At 40.1% G+C, this 17233-nt stretch carries 24 protein-coding genes, 3 pseudogenes and 1 riboswitch; of the genes and pseudogenes, 22 read left to right on the top strand and 5 right to left on the bottom strand.

Annotation, left to right across the window (positions count from 1 at the left end):
• Nucleotides 1-57 precede the first annotated feature (57 nt).
• The 10 genes and pseudogenes from ACWXW9_RS05765 to ACWXW9_RS05810 all read left to right on the top strand — a co-directional run.
• Nucleotides 58-135 (top strand): annotated as a pseudogene (locus ACWXW9_RS05765) (YjcZ family sporulation protein); the annotation flags it as partial.
• Nucleotides 136-297: 162 nt separating this feature from the next.
• Complete coding sequence (locus ACWXW9_RS05770) at nt 298-1158, top strand: phage antirepressor KilAC domain-containing protein (protein ID WP_494928666.1); 861 nt, start codon at nt 298-300, stop codon at nt 1156-1158.
• 30 nt (nt 1159-1188) lie between these two features.
• A complete protein-coding gene (locus ACWXW9_RS05775; RefSeq protein WP_494928667.1) occupies nt 1189-1419 on the top strand; it encodes a hypothetical protein in 231 nt (76 codons plus the stop codon).
• A 115-nt stretch (nt 1420-1534) separates the two neighbouring features.
• Complete coding sequence (locus ACWXW9_RS05780) at nt 1535-2017, top strand: phage holin family protein (protein ID WP_494928668.1); 483 nt, start codon at nt 1535-1537, stop codon at nt 2015-2017.
• The gene (locus ACWXW9_RS05785; protein WP_494928669.1) at nt 1995-2984 is read left to right on the top strand and encodes a GH25 family lysozyme; all 990 of its coding nucleotides are present in this window, start codon (nt 1995-1997) and stop codon (nt 2982-2984) included. Before ACWXW9_RS05780 ends, ACWXW9_RS05785 begins: the two co-directional genes overlap by 23 nt.
• 2 nt (nt 2985-2986) lie before the next feature.
• On the top strand, nt 2987-3538 hold the full coding sequence (locus ACWXW9_RS05790) for a phage holin, LLH family (RefSeq protein WP_494928670.1): 552 nt from the start codon (nt 2987-2989) through the stop codon (nt 3536-3538).
• A 44-nt stretch (nt 3539-3582) separates the two neighbouring features.
• Nucleotides 3583-4830 (top strand): hypothetical protein, encoded by a 1248-nt coding sequence (locus tag ACWXW9_RS05795; RefSeq protein WP_494928671.1) that lies wholly within the window; start codon nt 3583-3585, stop codon nt 4828-4830.
• Nucleotides 4793-5332, top strand: coding sequence for a hypothetical protein (locus tag ACWXW9_RS05800; RefSeq protein WP_494928672.1), 540 nt, complete (start codon nt 4793-4795; stop codon nt 5330-5332). Before ACWXW9_RS05795 ends, ACWXW9_RS05800 begins: the two co-directional genes overlap by 38 nt.
• A complete protein-coding gene (locus ACWXW9_RS05805) occupies nt 5329-5901 on the top strand; it encodes a hypothetical protein (protein ID WP_494928673.1) in 573 nt (190 codons plus the stop codon). The genes ACWXW9_RS05800 and ACWXW9_RS05805 overlap by 4 nt, the downstream gene beginning before the upstream one ends.
• Nucleotides 5902-6036: 135 nt before the next feature.
• Nucleotides 6037-6168, top strand: coding sequence for a hypothetical protein (locus tag ACWXW9_RS05810; RefSeq protein WP_494928674.1), 132 nt, complete (start codon nt 6037-6039; stop codon nt 6166-6168).
• Between the two features lie 351 nt (nt 6169-6519).
• Here the strand turns inward: ACWXW9_RS05810 and ACWXW9_RS05815 are convergent, their stop codons facing one another.
• Nucleotides 6520-7176, bottom strand: coding sequence for a hypothetical protein (locus ACWXW9_RS05815; RefSeq protein WP_494928675.1), 657 nt, complete (start codon nt 7174-7176; stop codon nt 6520-6522).
• 264 nt (nt 7177-7440) lie between these two features.
• Between ACWXW9_RS05815 and ACWXW9_RS05820 the strand changes: the two genes are divergently transcribed.
• The 5 genes from ACWXW9_RS05820 to ACWXW9_RS05840 all read left to right on the top strand — a co-directional run bounded on the left by ACWXW9_RS05820 (nt 7441) and on the right by ACWXW9_RS05840 (nt 10803).
• Nucleotides 7441-8808 carry a helix-turn-helix domain-containing protein gene (locus ACWXW9_RS05820; protein WP_494928676.1) on the top strand — a complete coding sequence of 456 codons (1368 nt, stop codon included), beginning with the start codon at nt 7441-7443 and terminating at the stop codon, nt 8806-8808.
• A 200-nt stretch (nt 8809-9008) separates the two neighbouring features.
• On the top strand, nt 9009-9131 hold the full coding sequence (locus ACWXW9_RS05825) for a hypothetical protein (protein WP_494928677.1): 123 nt from the start codon (nt 9009-9011) through the stop codon (nt 9129-9131).
• Between the two features lie 186 nt (nt 9132-9317).
• Nucleotides 9318-9434, top strand: coding sequence for a YjcZ family sporulation protein (locus ACWXW9_RS05830; protein WP_494928678.1), 117 nt, complete (start codon nt 9318-9320; stop codon nt 9432-9434).
• A 60-nt stretch (nt 9435-9494) separates the two neighbouring features.
• A complete protein-coding gene (locus tag ACWXW9_RS05835) occupies nt 9495-9761 on the top strand; it encodes a hypothetical protein (RefSeq protein WP_494928679.1) in 267 nt (88 codons plus the stop codon).
• An 8-nt stretch (nt 9762-9769) separates the two neighbouring features.
• Nucleotides 9770-9941, top strand: a riboswitch (M-box (ykoK) riboswitch).
• A gap of 316 nt (nt 9942-10257) precedes the next feature.
• Nucleotides 10258-10803: a DUF1003 domain-containing protein gene (locus tag ACWXW9_RS05840; protein ID WP_452480732.1), complete on the top strand. Its 546-nt coding sequence runs from the start codon at nt 10258-10260 to the stop codon at nt 10801-10803.
• 65 nt (nt 10804-10868) lie between these two features.
• Here ACWXW9_RS05840 and ACWXW9_RS05845 read toward each other — a convergent pair.
• The 4 genes and pseudogenes from ACWXW9_RS05845 to ACWXW9_RS05860 form a co-directional block, all read right to left on the bottom strand.
• Nucleotides 10869-11144 (bottom strand): annotated as a pseudogene (locus ACWXW9_RS05845) (transposase); the annotation flags it as partial.
• A 260-nt stretch (nt 11145-11404) separates the two neighbouring features.
• Nucleotides 11405-12622 carry a sialidase family protein gene (locus ACWXW9_RS05850; protein ID WP_494928680.1) on the bottom strand — a complete coding sequence of 406 codons (1218 nt, stop codon included), beginning with the start codon at nt 12620-12622 and terminating at the stop codon, nt 11405-11407.
• Between the two features lie 43 nt (nt 12623-12665).
• Entirely contained in the window at nt 12666-13031 is a 366-nt protein-coding gene (locus tag ACWXW9_RS05855) for a hypothetical protein (RefSeq protein ID WP_494928681.1), read from the bottom strand.
• A 902-nt stretch (nt 13032-13933) separates the two neighbouring features.
• Nucleotides 13934-14293, bottom strand: a complete 360-nt coding sequence (locus ACWXW9_RS05860; RefSeq protein ID WP_494928809.1) for a TetR-like C-terminal domain-containing protein — start codon at nt 14291-14293, stop codon at nt 13934-13936.
• Between the two features lie 481 nt (nt 14294-14774).
• Here ACWXW9_RS05860 and ACWXW9_RS05865 point away from each other — a divergent pair.
• The 7 genes and pseudogenes from ACWXW9_RS05865 to ACWXW9_RS05895 form a co-directional block, all read left to right on the top strand.
• Nucleotides 14775-14852: pseudogene (locus ACWXW9_RS05865) on the top strand (YjcZ family sporulation protein); the annotation flags it as partial.
• Between the two features lie 162 nt (nt 14853-15014).
• Nucleotides 15015-15131 (top strand): YjcZ family sporulation protein, encoded by a 117-nt coding sequence (locus ACWXW9_RS05870; protein WP_354452692.1) that lies wholly within the window; start codon nt 15015-15017, stop codon nt 15129-15131.
• Between the two features lie 95 nt (nt 15132-15226).
• Nucleotides 15227-15466, top strand: a complete 240-nt coding sequence (locus ACWXW9_RS05875; RefSeq protein ID WP_494928682.1) for a hypothetical protein — start codon at nt 15227-15229, stop codon at nt 15464-15466.
• 134 nt (nt 15467-15600) lie between these two features.
• Nucleotides 15601-15744: a hypothetical protein gene (locus ACWXW9_RS05880; protein WP_494928683.1), complete on the top strand. Its 144-nt coding sequence runs from the start codon at nt 15601-15603 to the stop codon at nt 15742-15744.
• Between the two features lie 88 nt (nt 15745-15832).
• The gene (locus tag ACWXW9_RS05885) at nt 15833-16609 is read left to right on the top strand and encodes a hypothetical protein (RefSeq protein WP_494928684.1); all 777 of its coding nucleotides are present in this window, start codon (nt 15833-15835) and stop codon (nt 16607-16609) included.
• Nucleotides 16610-16740: 131 nt separating this feature from the next.
• Nucleotides 16741-16875 carry a YjcZ family sporulation protein gene (locus ACWXW9_RS05890; protein WP_420873691.1) on the top strand — a complete coding sequence of 45 codons (135 nt, stop codon included), beginning with the start codon at nt 16741-16743 and terminating at the stop codon, nt 16873-16875.
• A gap of 162 nt (nt 16876-17037) precedes the next feature.
• Nucleotides 17038-17154, top strand: a complete 117-nt coding sequence (locus ACWXW9_RS05895; RefSeq protein WP_354452692.1) for a YjcZ family sporulation protein — start codon at nt 17038-17040, stop codon at nt 17152-17154.
• Nucleotides 17155-17233: the final 79 nt, after the last annotated feature.

Below are 17233 nucleotides of genomic sequence, written 5' to 3' on the forward strand. Positions count from 1 at the left end.
AGGAGTTCATGTGAGTGAATGTGTTGGAGGAGAGCTGAGCGTAGGGAAAACTGTTTTGGTGCTTTCACATCTCCAGCAGCAATTTTGGTGCTCTTTATTCTGTTGGTTATCATCACTAAAGCCTGTTGGGTTTAATTTTTAAAGCAATGTCACGGTAATGCCCGATCATTGTTTCGGTATAAAAGACTCTATCGGTATGTAACCGGTAGAGTCTTTGTAATGTTTCCCTGTATGCCCTGTCCTCTGCTGTATTTGAGCTTATATTTATGTTGTACTGCAAACAAGGGATAAGTGGATATGAAGGGTAATGTAGTTGCTAGATCAATCAAGCTTACAGGCCAGATCGACAACTCAGAAATGAATGCTTCAGATATACGGGCAAGCACTGTGAATGCAAGTACAATAAGAGGTAGTAAGTTAATCGGCAATGAGATCGAGGGCGGTATTATTACTGGAGCCTTGTTCCGTACAGCCAAAGAGGGCAGACGCATTTCTCGCGGGTTGGGTTTTACTCAAAGAGCTGCGAGTGGAAATGAGGTTGTGCCCTGGGAGAGAGTAAATAAACACTTGTCGGAATTTGGGTTCATCCCCACAGGTGGGGACGCTGATTCTTCCCAACAAGCTGGGAAAGGGGATTATATTCCTGAAAACATCTTTTACCGCTTGGCGATGAAGGCAAGAAACGAAGTAGCTGAAGCATTTCAGGCCAAGGTAGCTGATGAAATACTGCCGTCAATCAGGAAGCATGGAATATATGCTACGGACAATGTGATTGATAATATCCTTAATAATCCTGACTTTGGAATTGAACTACTGACTAAGCTCAAGGAAGAACGCGCTGCCAGAGTACAGGTAGAAAGAACAAATGCAATCCTAATGCATGTTAACAAAACCTATACTGCTACAGAGATTGCGAAGGAGCTTGGATTCAAATCAGCAATTGCACTGAATAATGATTTAGGGAGTCGAAAAATTCAATTCAGGCAGAATGACACATGGTTGTTGTATAGCAGATATGCGGATTGCGGCTATGTTGAAATCAAACAAGAAGTTCTTGATAACGGTAAAGTTATCTATCACTGTAGATTTACTCAATTAGGGCGTGAATGGCTTGTGAAAATTTATAATATGGAGCAATTAAAGGCATCTGCAAACTAAAGGTGTCTTTTTTTGTGTCTGAGGGAGGTGATGAAACCCGTGGCAAAGATAAAATCTACATTAGATATTCAATTGGATCTGACTAGACCGGTTGAAGAATTGACTGAAGTAATTTCTGCTGTAATTGCTTCACAACCAGCACGCCGGAAAGAAATACTTATAGGTTTGGATATAGCGGTAGGAAATACATTAGCAGAGATACAAACTCAAGAAGAAAAGGATCAAAAATCAAATGATGATAGCTCAGGAAAAGTTTCCTGAACGGAGAGACAGGGAAAGAAGGTTGGATAAGTGGGGACTTTTAATAGTGGGGGAAATAGAATGTTCATGAGCGTGCTCTTCTGAGTGCGCTATTTTTATGGCCTTTCGCCTTATATTGAGTAAAAAGAAACGGGGGAAGCAAGTGGATAAGTCGGAGATTTATAAATTTAGCGCTGCCTTTGGTGGAAGCACGATAACGTATCTTTTTGGAGGATGGTCATTTGCTCTGGCTGCACTTCTTACATTTACGATAATTGATTATGTGACTGGATTAATTGCAGCAGGAACAGAAGGAAAAATGGGAACTGGCCCCGGTTTAAAAAGCAAGGTAGGCGTGATCGGTATTGCACGTAAGGTTTTTATCTTTGCAATGGTTGCTGTATCCCATCTGATTGATGGTGTCTTAGGCGATTCGCATCTTTTCCGGGATGCTGTCGCCTATTTTTATATGGCAAATGAGCTGCTTTCGATAGTCGAAAACGGTGGCAGGCTTGGTGCGCCAGTCCCGTCGATCATCCGGCAGGCCGTGGAAGTGTTAAAGAGCAAAAGTGGAGAAAAGGAAGGGGACGGGGAAAATGCAGGCAAGGAAGAAAGGTAATGCGCAAGGAATAGATGTATCCCGTTACCAAGGAAAGATTGACTGGAAGGCAGTGAAGAATGATGGGATATCGTTTGCCTTCATTAAGGCAAGTCAGGGGAAATCATACAGGGACAAAACGTTCATAGGTAATGCACAGGCTGCGCGAGCTGTAGGGATCCTGGTTGGAGCTTATCACTATGTAGACGACTCTGCTAAAACGCCGGATGATGCCCGAAAGGAAGCAGCAAACTTTGTGAGCGCCATTGATTCAGCAGGAGGCAACGCGGCTTTCGATCTACCGCCTGTAATGGATTACGAGTCCAACAAGTCCAGCTTGAGCAAAGCGGCGCTCACAGCCGTAGCCAAGGCGTTTTTGCAGGAGGTTGAGCGGCTTACTGGAGTACAACCAATCGTGTACACATATCCGTCATTCATCGGGAATTTTACTGGCTTGAGTAATTATCCGTTGTGGATTGCTCGTTATAGCGCCACGCAAGTTCCGCCTAGCGCGTCTGGATGGTCAAGCTGGGATTTCTGGCAGTATAGCGATGGTTCGGCTGGCGGTACGCTGCCAAGTGGAACGCGCAAGGTATCCGGTATCGTCGGGCCAGTGGACCTGAACGAATTTGATGGAACGGCGGACCAGTTGCGTAAGCGATTCGACGCTGTCGTCCCTGCACAAGAGACAGAATCCGTTACATCCGGCACATTCCGCGTCAACGGCAAAGAAGCGGGAAAAGCACTTCTGTATGGCTCCAGAACTTATGTACCGCTACGGTCTTTGGCAAATGCCTTGGGCTTGTCTTTTCGTTGGGACAACACCCGTAAGGAAGCGTATTTAAACGGGGCCAAGCTGCAAACTGTCCAACTTGTAGAGGGTACAGCATATGTGCAGCTCAGACCAATTGCAGATGCTTATGGGGCGGTAGTGTCCTGGGATTCAAAAAATAAAATCGCATCGCTGAAAACGAAAGGGGATAAATAATCATGCAAACATTAATCGAAGGTGTACAACCATACGTGACTACTATTGCTACAGCAGCCGTAGGCGTACTTACGACATTCGTTTTGGCTGGATTGAACACAGTCAAGGTAAAAGTAAATTTATGGTTGGAGGCACGTACAACGGCTGCACAAAGGGAAGTAATTCATAAGATCGCTGGGGAAGGATTTGCTTTTGCTCAGACAGCTTTTAAGCAAGCTGGAGGCGAGCGTAAGCTTCAAGAGGCTTTGCAATACGCTACACTTCGATTAGCAGAGCAAGGCATTACAGTGTCGGTAGTGGAGCTTCAGGCGGCAATTGAGAAGGCATATCTGGAGTATAAGGCTAACACAAAGACAGTACTGGCTACTGAAGCACAGCCAAGCGAAGAAGCTACTAAAGCAGCTGCTAAGGAGGCTGTATCTTCGCTCGCTGCTCAGGTCACAGCAATCCTTTCTCAAGCTACTGGAACAGATAACGTGACAAACGTGGAACTAGGCAAACTGCATATACCAGACTTGGTAGCAGGACCTATTATGGATACGGTAAGCAAGTAATACTAACCCCCTCTGGTTTCGACTGGAGGGGGATTTTAAATAAAATGAAGGATTTTGGAGTTATTAGTCGAATATCTCCCTTAAAAGTAAAAGGGGGAGAATCAGGAATGGCTTATGTAATTAATAAAAGATTAAAAAATTATCTGAATTATGAATCGGTAAAAAACTTCATGAGAAATTCGGGTTTATCACCATCTGGAGTTAAGTCGGACTTGCTGACGCGTGTGGAAACATCGATTGAAAATCGAGAATTATCCGCAGATTCTTGGGAAAGTTTCATAGTCCAACAAATAAAATATGGTCACAATCGGACAATTTATCGTAGCAAACTGAATCCAGCTTCATTAAACAAGGTAAAAAGTAAACATCGCCTTAAAGAATCTTTGTTACAAGCAGGATACCCCCAAGGCAAATTTTCTTTGGTACATACTGCAATGCCTGACAGCGATAAACATGAGCTAATTCATTTAGATTACAATGACGAAAATGACGATATTTTCATCATTGAGATGTGCTTTGCTTATCAAATTATGACTAATAAAGTTATGGATGACGACGAAATTATTCAAGTTGATGAAACTGATTATGTGTGGATATTAATTGATATCCCAAGCGAATTATTGACTATTTCAGTGAGGCCTAGAAGTAATACTAATGAATCTTCAGGAAGGACATTCCAGTTGTATGATTTTTATACAACTTTCCTTACAGAACTATTTTCTATAAAGTATCTTTCTAATGACGATTTTAAAGGGGTATTATATAATATTTTTAAAGAACTCACAACGAAGGCGGAGACACCTTATGTACAGAAAGTTGCCCCATTGGTATCTGAAATAAATGAAATTTGCTCTCGATATGCAAAAGAGTTAGGTTTACCAAGCGCTCAAGAGCCAGTTAATCTCCCTTTTAGGTTCAAAAGACTTCTTGAAAGAGCGTTAATTCAAGATGATTTCTTTAGTTTTAAATCATATTCTGAGGGTAAAAAGGGAACTGTTGATAAGTTTTTTTATTCCGACGATAGTGGAGCGAGAGTTAACGCCTCAGCTAATGAAGGGGATGGTATTGAACTCTCCGATATTTATTTTGATACTAGGGAGACTATTGACGATCAGATGATGTTTAATAAGCTATGGATAACTTGGTTTTTGCCTGAATCGCATTCAATTAAAGAAAGTGAAGTCAAGATAGAAGCTAGTTCGAAATACTATTTAGTCCATTTCTTTAAATATCTTTCAGGAGGTGAAAAGGAACATGTACTTTCCACAATTGAGACGTTTAGGGAGTTATGATATCAATCCCTTGACCATTAATATGTTGGATTCTTGGCTAGCTGTACAAAGAAAAGCGGTACTTAGAAATTTATCACCTATACGATTTTCATTGCAAAGTAACGTTGATACCGATCTTGCTATTGATATGTTTTCACTTTCCTCCGCGCCTTCAATCGGAGTACTAAAACCAATTTTTAAGCCGATATGCCAGAACTGTGAAAGCCAAAATGGATATTATAGTTCATTGGATGATGTTCCTAATAAATCTATTTCATGTAGACACTGTGGTTATAATTTTAACCCCTCATCTAGACTTGACTTAATTGAAATAGTATTTGAAAGATGTTTAGAACCAGAACAGCCATTAATTGATGAAGGAATGCGTGATCAAGTCAATCTTCCTGGAGGAAACCGGGGAAATCAAGATAGCCTCCGAGCGTCTGATATTGTAAATCGTCCGAATAACGCTCGGAGGCATTTACTGAGCAAATTAGATAGTCGATACGAGGCTGCCCAATGAAGATTAAATACTTATTGTACTTTATCATTACTATTATTATACTTACTATTACAGTAAGTATAAGTTCTTCTTTAATAATGGCATATTTCAAAGCAAATCAAGATTGGGTAAGCGCTACAATTGGATTTGGAGGTAATGTAGTAGGAGGTATATTAGGTGGATATATAGCATATTTTGTGGCAAGGTATCAAATTGAGGAGAGTAAAAGGTCACAAGAGATTGCAGAGGAAAGAGATCTGTCGAATACTGCATTTATCCTTAAAGAGGAGATAAAAAATAACTCTTTAACTTTGGACTCAATTATAACCTCTGGGACAATTGATGCAACTTTACTAAAAATAGACTTGACGCGGGAAACGTGGTTGCTTTTTGCTTCAAAGATTGCCAGTAAGTTAGATGAGTCTTTATATATTAGTCTCAATACAATATATCGAAAAATACAGATTTTTCAAACAATGACGGTTGAAGAAATCAACACTGAAGTTACCTTGGAAAATATACAAAGGCTCAAATACCAATTGGATGACTCAATAAGAAAACTGGATGAATTTATCAATCGAAATGTATAGTTTGCATGATGAATTCTCCCTCTTACTATTGAAGGTTTTTTAGCCAAGAAAATTTGTCCTTCCTGTAATATAGAGTTAATTCACAAAATGTCCCATTCATATTATAATAGCTGTAACACATACGGAAGCACCGTTGTGCAATCCGAAAGCATCGGTGACACCCTACTGGCTACGCTGGTGGGGTATTTTTTTGTTTTGACCACCCGGAAAGAGCAGGCGATCATTCGGATTTTGGATTTTATATGTATTACAAAAGCCTTCCACTAAAGGAAGGCTAGTCATTTCAATTAAATTATTCATTTTTAACATATTTTCGCCAATTTAATAGAACTTTTATGAGGAGCGTACAGAACAATATTGCAAATGCTGCAATGATCCACCACTGCGGATCAATTATATACAATACGACTCCGATAAGCAGGACTGTTGTTATTATTGTGATTCTCACTTTCAACATTGTGCTTTTACTTGTCCGAGGCTCCAATTTTCGTATCGTAATTTGAATTATTATAGCAAGTACAACGAAAAATATTAAAGTGAATGAATTATAGATAATATCAGCTCCCTTTACTCATTATGCCTATCTCATGCTCCGATAGGGGCTGCTAAAGATGGGAATTAAGAGTTGCTTGTGATGGAATATCCTGTCCACATCAAGTTTACAGTAACTCCTTTACCTCTATCTTGGAGTTTCAGGACTTGAGCAAGAACGCCAGCCCCTGCGCCCATTATATAACCCCCAATTGATGGACCTTGACCCCCGGGTATAGCGGCAAATAGAGAAGCAATAAATGCAGCAGCAGTACCGGACGCTTCCATAGCAGATATATGATTTTGCGTTTCAGCATGACTAAATGTTACGGCTACACCCCACGGATAAACATTACTAAAAGCATTTGTACTGTATTGGTTACTGCCTTTAGTAGTTAATGTAATATCTCCTGTTTCTGTGCTCAAATATCCCTTTTTAATTTCGGCATTTATCTGTTCGAAAGCATTTACGAGCTTATCATACATTTCTGTACCAACCACGTCTTTGGCTTTTGCGTCCAGAGTATATAACCCATCTTTACCTAGAATAATGTATGGTTCAATCTTTGCTGCTGCTGATGCAATCTCATCAGCATTAATAACTGTTGGTTGACCTTTCTGATCTAAATTGTTTCCTAATTCACTGTTACTCACTGTTGGAGCAGCGAATGCGGCTACTGGAGCTACTGCTGTAAGAGCCAATACACCTGTAAGAATAATTGCTGTGTTTTTCAATTGTTTCATGGTACATGTACACTTCCTCTTCTATTTTTTTAGATTACTACATAAGATTACCATAAAAAAGGTATATATTGTTTATTTCTTTAAAGAAATCGGAAAAATGCAACTACTGAACTATTTTTCAAAAGTGTGCGACATTAATTTCAAAACAAAAGCGAATACCTCACAATAAGTTACAAAAGTTATTGACAACTGTTAAATTATGGACAACAATAGGATGAAATAATATAAAAATTTTGGAATTTTTATATGAAGGGTGGATATGATATGAAGCATACACCTACGATTAGAACAGAATTAGACAGATATCTAGAACAAAAGGGTTTGAGCTTAGCGCAATTTGGACAACTTGCAGGCATGAATAGGGGAATAATAAGTGCTATTGTGTCCGGGAATAAGTCTATGTCTGTTAACCAGCTTGACCGAATCACTGAGGCTATGGGTTTACCAGAAGGGGAGTTTTACGATCTGTTTATAGAAAACTTCATCATCGACCATCCCCCGAATATGAGGCGAATCGAGCCGTTTTTGTTTCGCTGTGCGGAGTTGGACAAGTTGGATGCGATCCGTCGAGTGGTGGGAGCCATCATGGACAATCTACTCTATTCGCCCAAACTATTTGATATTGCAGAAGGGTTGTTAGCACAGGGACGACATAATGCTGCGCTGCTGCTCTATGAGAGTGTAGCAGAAGTGGAGAAATACCAGCACTCCGAGCGATTGGCAATCTGCCATTATCGCATATTCACGATTCAGGTTGGAGACGATCAAAACCGAAATCTCAAGGCAGCTACACGTTTTGAATCTTTTGTCCATCGTTTAGATGAAATATATCAACTTGACGCATTTAAGGATCTGGCGAATGTGTATCGTTCTCTGCGTGAATGGGATCGTGTTTTGGAAGTTGCTAAGGATTTAAGGACTTTAGCCAAAGCTCAATACTCCATGACACATTCTCAGAAAAGGGAACAATATAAGAAGCCATTGCGACCGTTATTCTTCTATGTAGCTTTCAGTAATTCACTTATTGGAGGCGCTTATTACGAGCAAGGAAACTATGAGTCAGCCTTGCAAATAGCCTATGAATCTTGTGATTTGGAATGGGTTAAAGAGAGCGATGAAGAAACAATGCGCTGGAAAAACTTATTTCGGGAGTGGGGCGAGGCTAATGTATATTTGACCAAGCTTATGACTGGAGATATAGAAGTACTTCCTCTATTTACTGATCTCATCTCAACAAAAAAAGAGGAAATACTCCCGGGTTTATGGAATATAATGATAGTAGCCAATCGTTATAATTTAAATGTAGACGGTATTCTCAGTCAATTCGAGTGGGAAATATCAAATATACATGATCAAGAAGGAAGACAGACCAATGATAAGCAGAATATTAATGATCAACTTGTTGGATTTTTGAGTGAATTAGCTGACTATTATTTATCCAGTGGTCAGTACGAAAAGGGAATTAGTTACTTATTAGACTGTATGAGAATATCCACTATAATCAATAATGAGCACTCTATACTTCGTTGCGTGAGAATGTTTGAACCTTGTCGGAAATTTGTCACAGATGAAGCCAAAGTGGAGTATCACAATTTAGTGGAAATGGGGAAATGCCATGAAACGCATAATTAAAGGGATGTTCGTGACTACTTTTTTATTGGCGTTAGTAGTAAGCGCACAAACAATGAGTAGTCACGATTTTAGTATGTCACAGGCAGCTTCTAGTGGTGGTATTCAAGTGTTTGGCTGGCATATTGGAAGTTAGCGCGCTTGGCTAAATAGTATGGAGTGTTTGTTCGTTTCCAATCTAATTGAAAAGGTGTGGATGAACAATGTTGAAAAAATCGGTACTGCTGCTCATAGCGGTTAGCTTTTTGTTTATTGTTAATGTGCCAGATCAAGCTTTTAACCACCACCATAGCATTCAGCCTCAAGTTACCATTGGAGGATTTTAAAGCAAAAGCTCTGCTAACCTTAATTGGTCGGCAGGGCTTTTTGTTTTATTAGACTATAAACTCCGTAAACACCAGACAACGTAATAACCCCGATTGGTAGAGTGTCTTTTGTTTACCTGAATGCCCTGTCACAGAACGCATTTATACATATATTAAGGTGTACAACAAGTAAATGAGGTTCAAGCCATGAGTGGATATGAAGGTGGAGCTGGTTATGGTGGATACGGCGGATTTCATTCTAAAGGTGCAATCTTGGTATTGTTTATCCTGTTGGTAATTATCTCAAAAGCATTTTGGGTATGATTGGACTGGGAGCTCTGCTGGCGTAATGCTGGCAGAGCTTTTTTTATTGAGGTGATCGGCATGAACCATACATATAAAGTGTTAAAGTCTGATAGAGAACTATTTGCAGCAACATTAAGTCAGGTAAGAGTATATGTAGTAAAGCCGTTGAGTGAGGATATGGTGGGGGTTGTAGACTCCCTGTTTGCCGCACCTGCGGCACAGCGATTTTTTATTTTGCATTATATGGGGGAGTGTCAGCGTCGCTGTTACCAGGTGCGAAAAAATGTAAAATATAGTGAATATATTTGGGTTGACAGCACATTTGGACAGCAGTATGCTTGCTAGGGAAATATTGATGTCCTCGTTAGGTGAGGCTCCTATACGAACATAAGCCACTGCCCGGAAACATCGAAAGATGCCAATGGGTATAACAGGAATTGCCGGATTAAGGCTCTTCTTAATGTGGCTAAAGAACTTTGGTTCTTTTACGTCGTATAGTGCTAAAGCTCGACTTGGGGGAATCGGGTATTTGCATGCCTTATCTTGCATGCAGAACGACGCCCCTCCAGTTGAGCTGAGGGGCGTTTTTATTTCAATGTGTTAGGTATTGGCAGTGACATGGTTCCAGTGTGATCAGTAAAATATGGAGCCAACAACATGATAATGGGAGAGGGGGTGAACCATTCTTATGAGTAGTCGAAGTTCGTCTGAACCGGATCCAGAACCAGTGAGTCTATTGGCAGTCGGGTTAAAACTAGATACCGTAATTGAGGATGGTTGCAACTCCTCTCCTACGGGGTAGTATTGGGCCTGACTGCCTTAAAACAAGGAGGCAGTCGACATGTCAAAAATGAATTTTTTTCAAAAAAAGCAGCAAAATAAAAGTGCTGCTCATATTCAAGGCTTTGATATTGAATTGAATCAGGAAAATACTCGTCGTATTGATCGGCTAGTCGATAGTTACGAAAATAGCATTCTTTCTCATTTAGATGAAGCGTACCAAAGAACGACAAGCTGGTCAGATCGTCTTGCAGATCGGATTGCATCATTCGGCGGTAGCTGGAGATTTATTACTTATTTCGCTATCTTTCTGACCATCTGGATACTCTTGAACAGCTTGCCGTTTACTCGCTTTCATTTCGATGAACCTCCATTTATCTTGTTGAACTTGTGTTTGTCCTTTATCGCAGCATTCCAGGCTCCGGTCATTATGATGAGTCAGAACCGCCAAACTGCAAGGGATAAGCATGAATCGATCATTGACTTCGCGATCAACTACAAAGCCGAACAAGAGATTGACGATATGCAGAGCCACCTTCATCGGATCGAAGGCGAACTGATTGAGATTAAAAAACTCTTACTTGTTCTAAAACAACCGGATGAATGAAGAACACAAATGCCCCTTAGGATTATATGGAGGCACCGTGGAAAAGTTGGATTGTGAACACTAAACTAGACAATTTTTTTGTGGTGCCTCTGCTTGAACTCGGCCGGACTCAAGTAATCCAGAGAACCGTGAATCCGAATATGGTTAAACCAGTGTACATAGTCATGTAATTCTGTGGTTAGCTCAGCAAGACTTTCAAAATGACGTTTCTTCACAAACTCCGTTTTGAAAATTTTAAAAGTAGCTTCCGCAACGGCATTGTCATAGGGACAGCCTTTCATGCTTAAGGAACGCTCAATCTGAAAAGCCTTCAGCGCATCGTCGATGAGCTTATTCTTGAACAGACATGTAATAAGGCGTTTCAATTTACATAACCCAATTCATTTTTGAATATAGTCTATCAGAACTGGGAATATATATCCAGATTAAAAGTGTTCAACACCTGCAACTACTGAATAAAAGAATAAAGTAAATACCCTACTGGCATTAAGCTGGTAGGGTATTTTTTGTTTATAGATACAAATTTATTGTGCGTAACGAAAGCTGTCTCGCTGATTCGAGTTCCTGGATCTCATGAAAACATGTGGTGGACTTTAGAAGTTTATTGGTTATCGCCAAACCAAATGTTTTCAGTTCCTGTCCGAGTGTCCGTCCAAACGGTTACAAGGCGACCTGTTTGAGGAACAATGGCATTTCCAATGTAGTCTCCAATTAGAGGAAGGCCTGCGACACTAAACGAAGTTGTCGTAATACGAGTGTTTGTAAATGTTACTCCGCCGTCCCTTGATGTAGCAAGAAAAACATCAATATCAGGCGGATTTAATCGATTGGTATAATAGGAAACAAACACTGCTCCATCCGTTGGGGAAACGGTGATGGACGGGAAAAAGTTCTGGGATCCCACCGGACTGTTTGTAATAGGCGTCGGCGTGCCCCAATCTACGCCAAAATTTATAGAAGTTGTCATGAAAATATCGGAATAACCTTGACGAAAGTCTTGCCACACTGCATAAACATTTCCTTGGGACGTTGGTGCGTTTGAAATGTCCGCTGACATGGAGGGATACGTCAGACATCTGAATTGGTATCCTGGTAGTGGCGAAGGTGGAACAACGACCGGGGCAACCATGGTTTCCGTCTCGAATGTTGTTCCTCCGTCTAGTGATGTACGAGTTCTAAATTCGGAATTACCTGGAGGTTGGGTAATCCAACCCACGATGAGAATTCCATTTAATGTGATTGCAATTCCAGGGAATTCTTCAAATTCGGTGACTGAAGATAGGAGGCTTGGGCTAGAGTAAGTGTTTCCCCCATCTAGGGAACGATTGAAGAATATTGTATTTCCTGGTATAAATTGCGTGTTGTAATCGTGAGTGTAACCCGTGTAAATATTTCCGAAAAACGGGCTGGACCCTGCCTTATCGGCGGTAACAACCACCTGATCGTCATTGACAAACTGTCCAAATCCCTGGTTCACAATGACTGGCGGTCCGAACGAAGATGCATTGTCGTTAGAGGTATAGGACACAATCGATCCGCTGAGGGCGTTCGAATCAAAGGCGTGAGCTGCCACAACGAACGAATTGGGGAAAAAATAATCAATATGAGGCGCCTCTATGCCAGCGAACCCGGTTGGTAAAGGGAGTAACGTCGTGCTCCATGTTGCGCCTGCATCGATTGACTTGTATAAGCCAATATTCGGCGGTCCTGCCCTAAGATCTACAGCCACCGTCACCATAACGGAGGGATTAAGCCAATTTACTGCGATGGTTGGCTCAAACTGAGCACTAGTACTTGGAGAGATTTGTACGTTTACCATAGTTGCCTCCCCTTTATATTAAGGAAACTGTGGTTACTTCAACTTATGGGTTAAGTTGGGCAATTTGAGTGAGTTCTTCTTGCAGCACTTTTTGATGAGGAATCACGTTTCCAGATGAATCCGTTCCGAATACCGTGATGACTGTATCTGTTGGAACCGTGCCTGTAACAAGAAATTGAGCTTCGTAAGAAGTATTACCTGCGATGTTGAAACTAAGAATTTGACTAGTATTCGCATTGATCGTCAGTGAATTGGAATAAACCAGTGACTTACTCACTAAGCTATTCCATACGTAGATGTGATAGACAACGTTAGATGAAAAACTAAGATTATCATTACTAATGTTTATTACAAGGTTCGATGCAGGGGTCGTTCCCGTATTCGTAATTATTCCAGTTGTTGAAGCCATGAGAACACTCACTCCTTCTCTAAATGTTTTAGTTAGTATATGAATTGCGGGTCCATGTTGTGTGGACAATGTTACTCTTTTCTTGTCTTAGTTTGGTCATATTTTATATATCCCGAATGAATTCCTGAGGTGATCAGCATGGACCATACATATAAAGTGTTAAAGTCAGAAATCGAACTGTTTGCAGCTACGTATATGTAGTAAAGCCGTTGGACCTTATTTCTTTCGTAATCAGTTTGAATTTTGAGTAGATGTAAAGAAGTGATCTGTGGGAACTTAGCTGAAGGAGCCCTTCTTGTGCGAATTGCCGTTTAGTCTAGTCAATTTCTTTATTTATACATACTGTATACCGTATCTTATAAAAAGGAGGAGTTCATGTGAGTGAATGTGGACATGAGCATAAGGTAAAACATTTTGGTGCTTTCACGTCGCCAGCTGCAATTTTGGTACTTTTTATCCTGTTGGTTATCATCACTAAAGCCTGTTGGATTTAATATTTAAAGTATCGTGGCGGTAACGTCCAGTCCTTGTTTCGGTATAAAAGGCTCTACTGGTATGTAACCGGTAGAGCCTTAGTAATGTTTACCTGTATGCCCTGTCCTCTGACGTACTTGAGCTTATATTTATGTTGTACTGCAAATAAAGGAGGTTCAAGCCAAGAGCGGATATGAAGGGTAATGTAGTTGCTAGATCAATCAAGCTTACAGGCCAGATCGACAGCTCAGAAATGAATGCTTCAGATATAAAGGCCAGTACAGTTAATACGAGGTAGCAAGTTAATCGGTAATGAGATCGAGGGCGGTATCATTACAGGAGCCTTGTTCCGAACTGCTATTCATTTATTCAGATAAGAATGATACTGCAACATACGAAATAATACGCTAAAGAACGGGATAACTCGCTTAAGAACGGTAAATCTGATTCCTTTCAAACAATCCCCATACCTGCTCTGCCATGTATTTAGGTAGATGAGGCATGTTATTTAACCACCATTCAATTACCCCGGTGAACGCAAAGGCCATAAATTGCGTAATCAATTGCTTGTCATACCCCTTATTAAGGTCCTCCATATTGACTTGATCTTTTATGTTCCCTGCCACGATCTCCAGCATATGCTCCCGAAAAGCAGGGATTCCTTTATTCGAAAGCATGGAAGTGTAAAACGTATGGTTCTGCTCAAAGTATTGAAAAACAGGTAACAATGAATGGATAAAATTAACTTCCTCTTGGTTTGGATCGGTCGAGATGCAAATAGAAATCATTTTGCTCAAATACTCATCGATGCATTTGTTAAGAAGATCGTATTTATCGTTGTAGTGAAATCATGTTATAACAAATTTATATTTTTTATTTCAAGTTTATTTACATCCTGATCAAGGAGACCCTGAAGTTGAAAACATATTGAAAAATATCAACAAGACAAACAACCAATCAATGAATGAATGGGACGCTAGAGAAGCTTGAAAAGCTGGCTGAGAGCAATAGGAGTATTGAGCTGAAAGAAAAGCTACTTGGTTAGTTATGGATTCTGAACGGAATAGGAACAAAACAATCCCCGCTAACCTTAACTGGTCGGCGGGGAATTTTTTCGTCGAAGTAATTTCCGCTTAGCCTTGTCAAATTTATTGAATGACACATACGGTATACAGTATCTAAATAAAAGGAGGGATTCATGTGAGTGAATGTGTTGGAGGAGCTGAACGTAGGGAAGAGCGTAGGGAAGAGCGTAGGGAAAACTGTTTTGGTGCTTTCACATCGCCAGCAGCAATTTTGGTGCTCTTTATTCTGTTGGTTATCATCACTAAAGCTTGTTGGGTTTAATTTTTAAAGTAATGTCACGGTAATGCCCGATCAGTGTTTCGGTATAAAAGACTCTATCGGTATGTGATCGATAAAGCCTTTGTAATTATTACCTGTATGCCCTGTACTCTGACGTATTTGTGCATATATTATGTTGTACTACAAATAAAGGAGGTTTAAGCTATGGGTGGATATGAAGGTGGAGCAGGTTATGGTGGATACGGTGGATTTCATTCTATAGGTGCAATCTTGGTGTTGTTTATCCTGCTGGTAATTATATCAAAAGCATTTTGGGTATAATTTGACTGGGGGCTCTGCGGGCGTATTGCTGGCAGAGCCTTTTTGTTGAAGGAATTTCCATACCATTCACCAAATGAATTATTGAGGTGATCAGCATGAACCATACATATAAAGTGTTGAGTTCAGATATCGAAGTGTTCGCAGCAGTATTAGGCCAGATAAGAGTATATGTAGTCAAGCCGCTGAGCAAGGAAATGATGGAGGTTGTAGACTGTGGTGGTGCAGTAGAACAATTCTTGCCTGATTCGACCAAGATTAACGGAAAGTATTTCATGAGAAATCAATTTGAATTTAGAGTAGATGTAAAGAAGGACTCCACTGTGTATAACTGGTGAGAGTCCTTTTTCATACCCAATAAAAAAAATATGCAAATATATAGATTATATTTTAGATCAGCAAGTTTATGTTTAGACACCCCTTTCTGAATTTTGTTTTTCTTTGAATATATTAATCAAAGGAGCAATTTTTAATGAAAAAGATTTTCGGTTTAATTTTATCTATTACTTTATTATCTGTACTACTCATTCCATTATCTTCAGTCAGTGCGTATTCAGGTGGATTGTCCAATGGAAAGCAAGCCATCCTGAGCAGCACACTATGGGGAGAAGAGTGAGTCAAGTCTACTAGCTACTGATAATAATAATAAAACAGGGATCTCCCTAAAATCACAATATTTAATTATCGATTTAGGAGCTAGTTACATGGTTAGGTCCTATCGTTTTGATGCAACGGGATCCATAAGATGGGATATGTATAATAGTGCTAAAGGTTACATTGCAGGATTTGGCACTAGTTCTTATCCCATGAATGGTACTGTTTTTAAAGGCTACTCTTCCAATTCGAGATATTTAGTCTTGAGTGGAACTGGAACAATTAATGAACTTGATGTATTTACCGAAAGTGAAGCTCCTGTTGCCGTTCAAAATTTAAAAGCTGTTGGCGGAGAATCAAAAGTCACATTAAGTTTTGACTCGGTTGCCAATGCTACAAGTTATACGGTAAAAAGGTCTATAAAATCTGGTGGTCCTTATGAGAACATTGCAGACATGATTAAAGATACCTCCTTCACAGATAGCACCGTTAGGAACGGTATAACTTATTATTACGTTGTAACAGTCGTTAGTGATGGAGGGGAAAGTACATTTTCAAATGAAGCTTCAGCCACTCCAAATACAGTAACAATTCCTGATCCTAACCCAACTACTGAACCAAAGCCTTCAGAACCTGATGAACCTTTACCGGGTGATCGTGCCATAGTGGTAGTAACCATGACAACAGGATTGGAAAAAGAATTTGATCTAAGTATGAAAGAAGTCAGCGATTTCATTTCCTGGTATGAAGGAAAGCAAGCCGGAGCAGGGAAGGCTTCGTATGCAATTAATAAGCACAATAACAATAGAGGACCGTTCACTAATCGAAAGGATTATATTCTGTTTGATCGGATTCTCACTTTTGAAGTAAGTGAATATACGAAATAAAAAAATGAATCCCCGCTAACCTTAACTGGTCGGCGGGGAATTTTTTCGTCGAAGTAATTTCCGCTTAGCCTTGCCAAATTTATTGAATGACACATACGGTATACAGTATCTAAATAAAAGGAGGAATTCATGTGAGTGAATGTGTTGGAGGAGCTGAACGTAGGGAAGAGCGTAGGGAAAACTGTTTTGGTGCTTTCACATCGCCAGCAGCAATTTTGGTGCTCTTTATTCTGTTGGTTATCATCACTAAAGCTTGTTGGGTTTAATTTTTAAAGCAATGTCACGGTAATGCCCGATCATTGTTTCGGTATAAAAGGCTCTATCGGTATGTGATCGATAAAGCCTTTGTAATTATTACCTGTATGCCCTGTACTCTGACGTATTTGTGCATATATTATGTTGTACTACAAATAAAGGAGGTTCAAGCCATGGGTGGATATGAAGGTGGAGCAGGTTATGGTGGATACGGTGGATTTCATTCTATAGGTGCAATCTTGGTGTTGTTTATTCTGCTGGTAATTATATCAAAAGCATTTTGGGTATGATTTGACTCTGGCCTCTGCCGATGTGATACTGGCAGAGGCTTTTTTTGTATCTTGAATAACGAGTGGGAGAAGCATGGCG

The sequence above is a fragment of the Paenibacillus sp. LT-B23 genome (genome assembly GCF_059417685.1).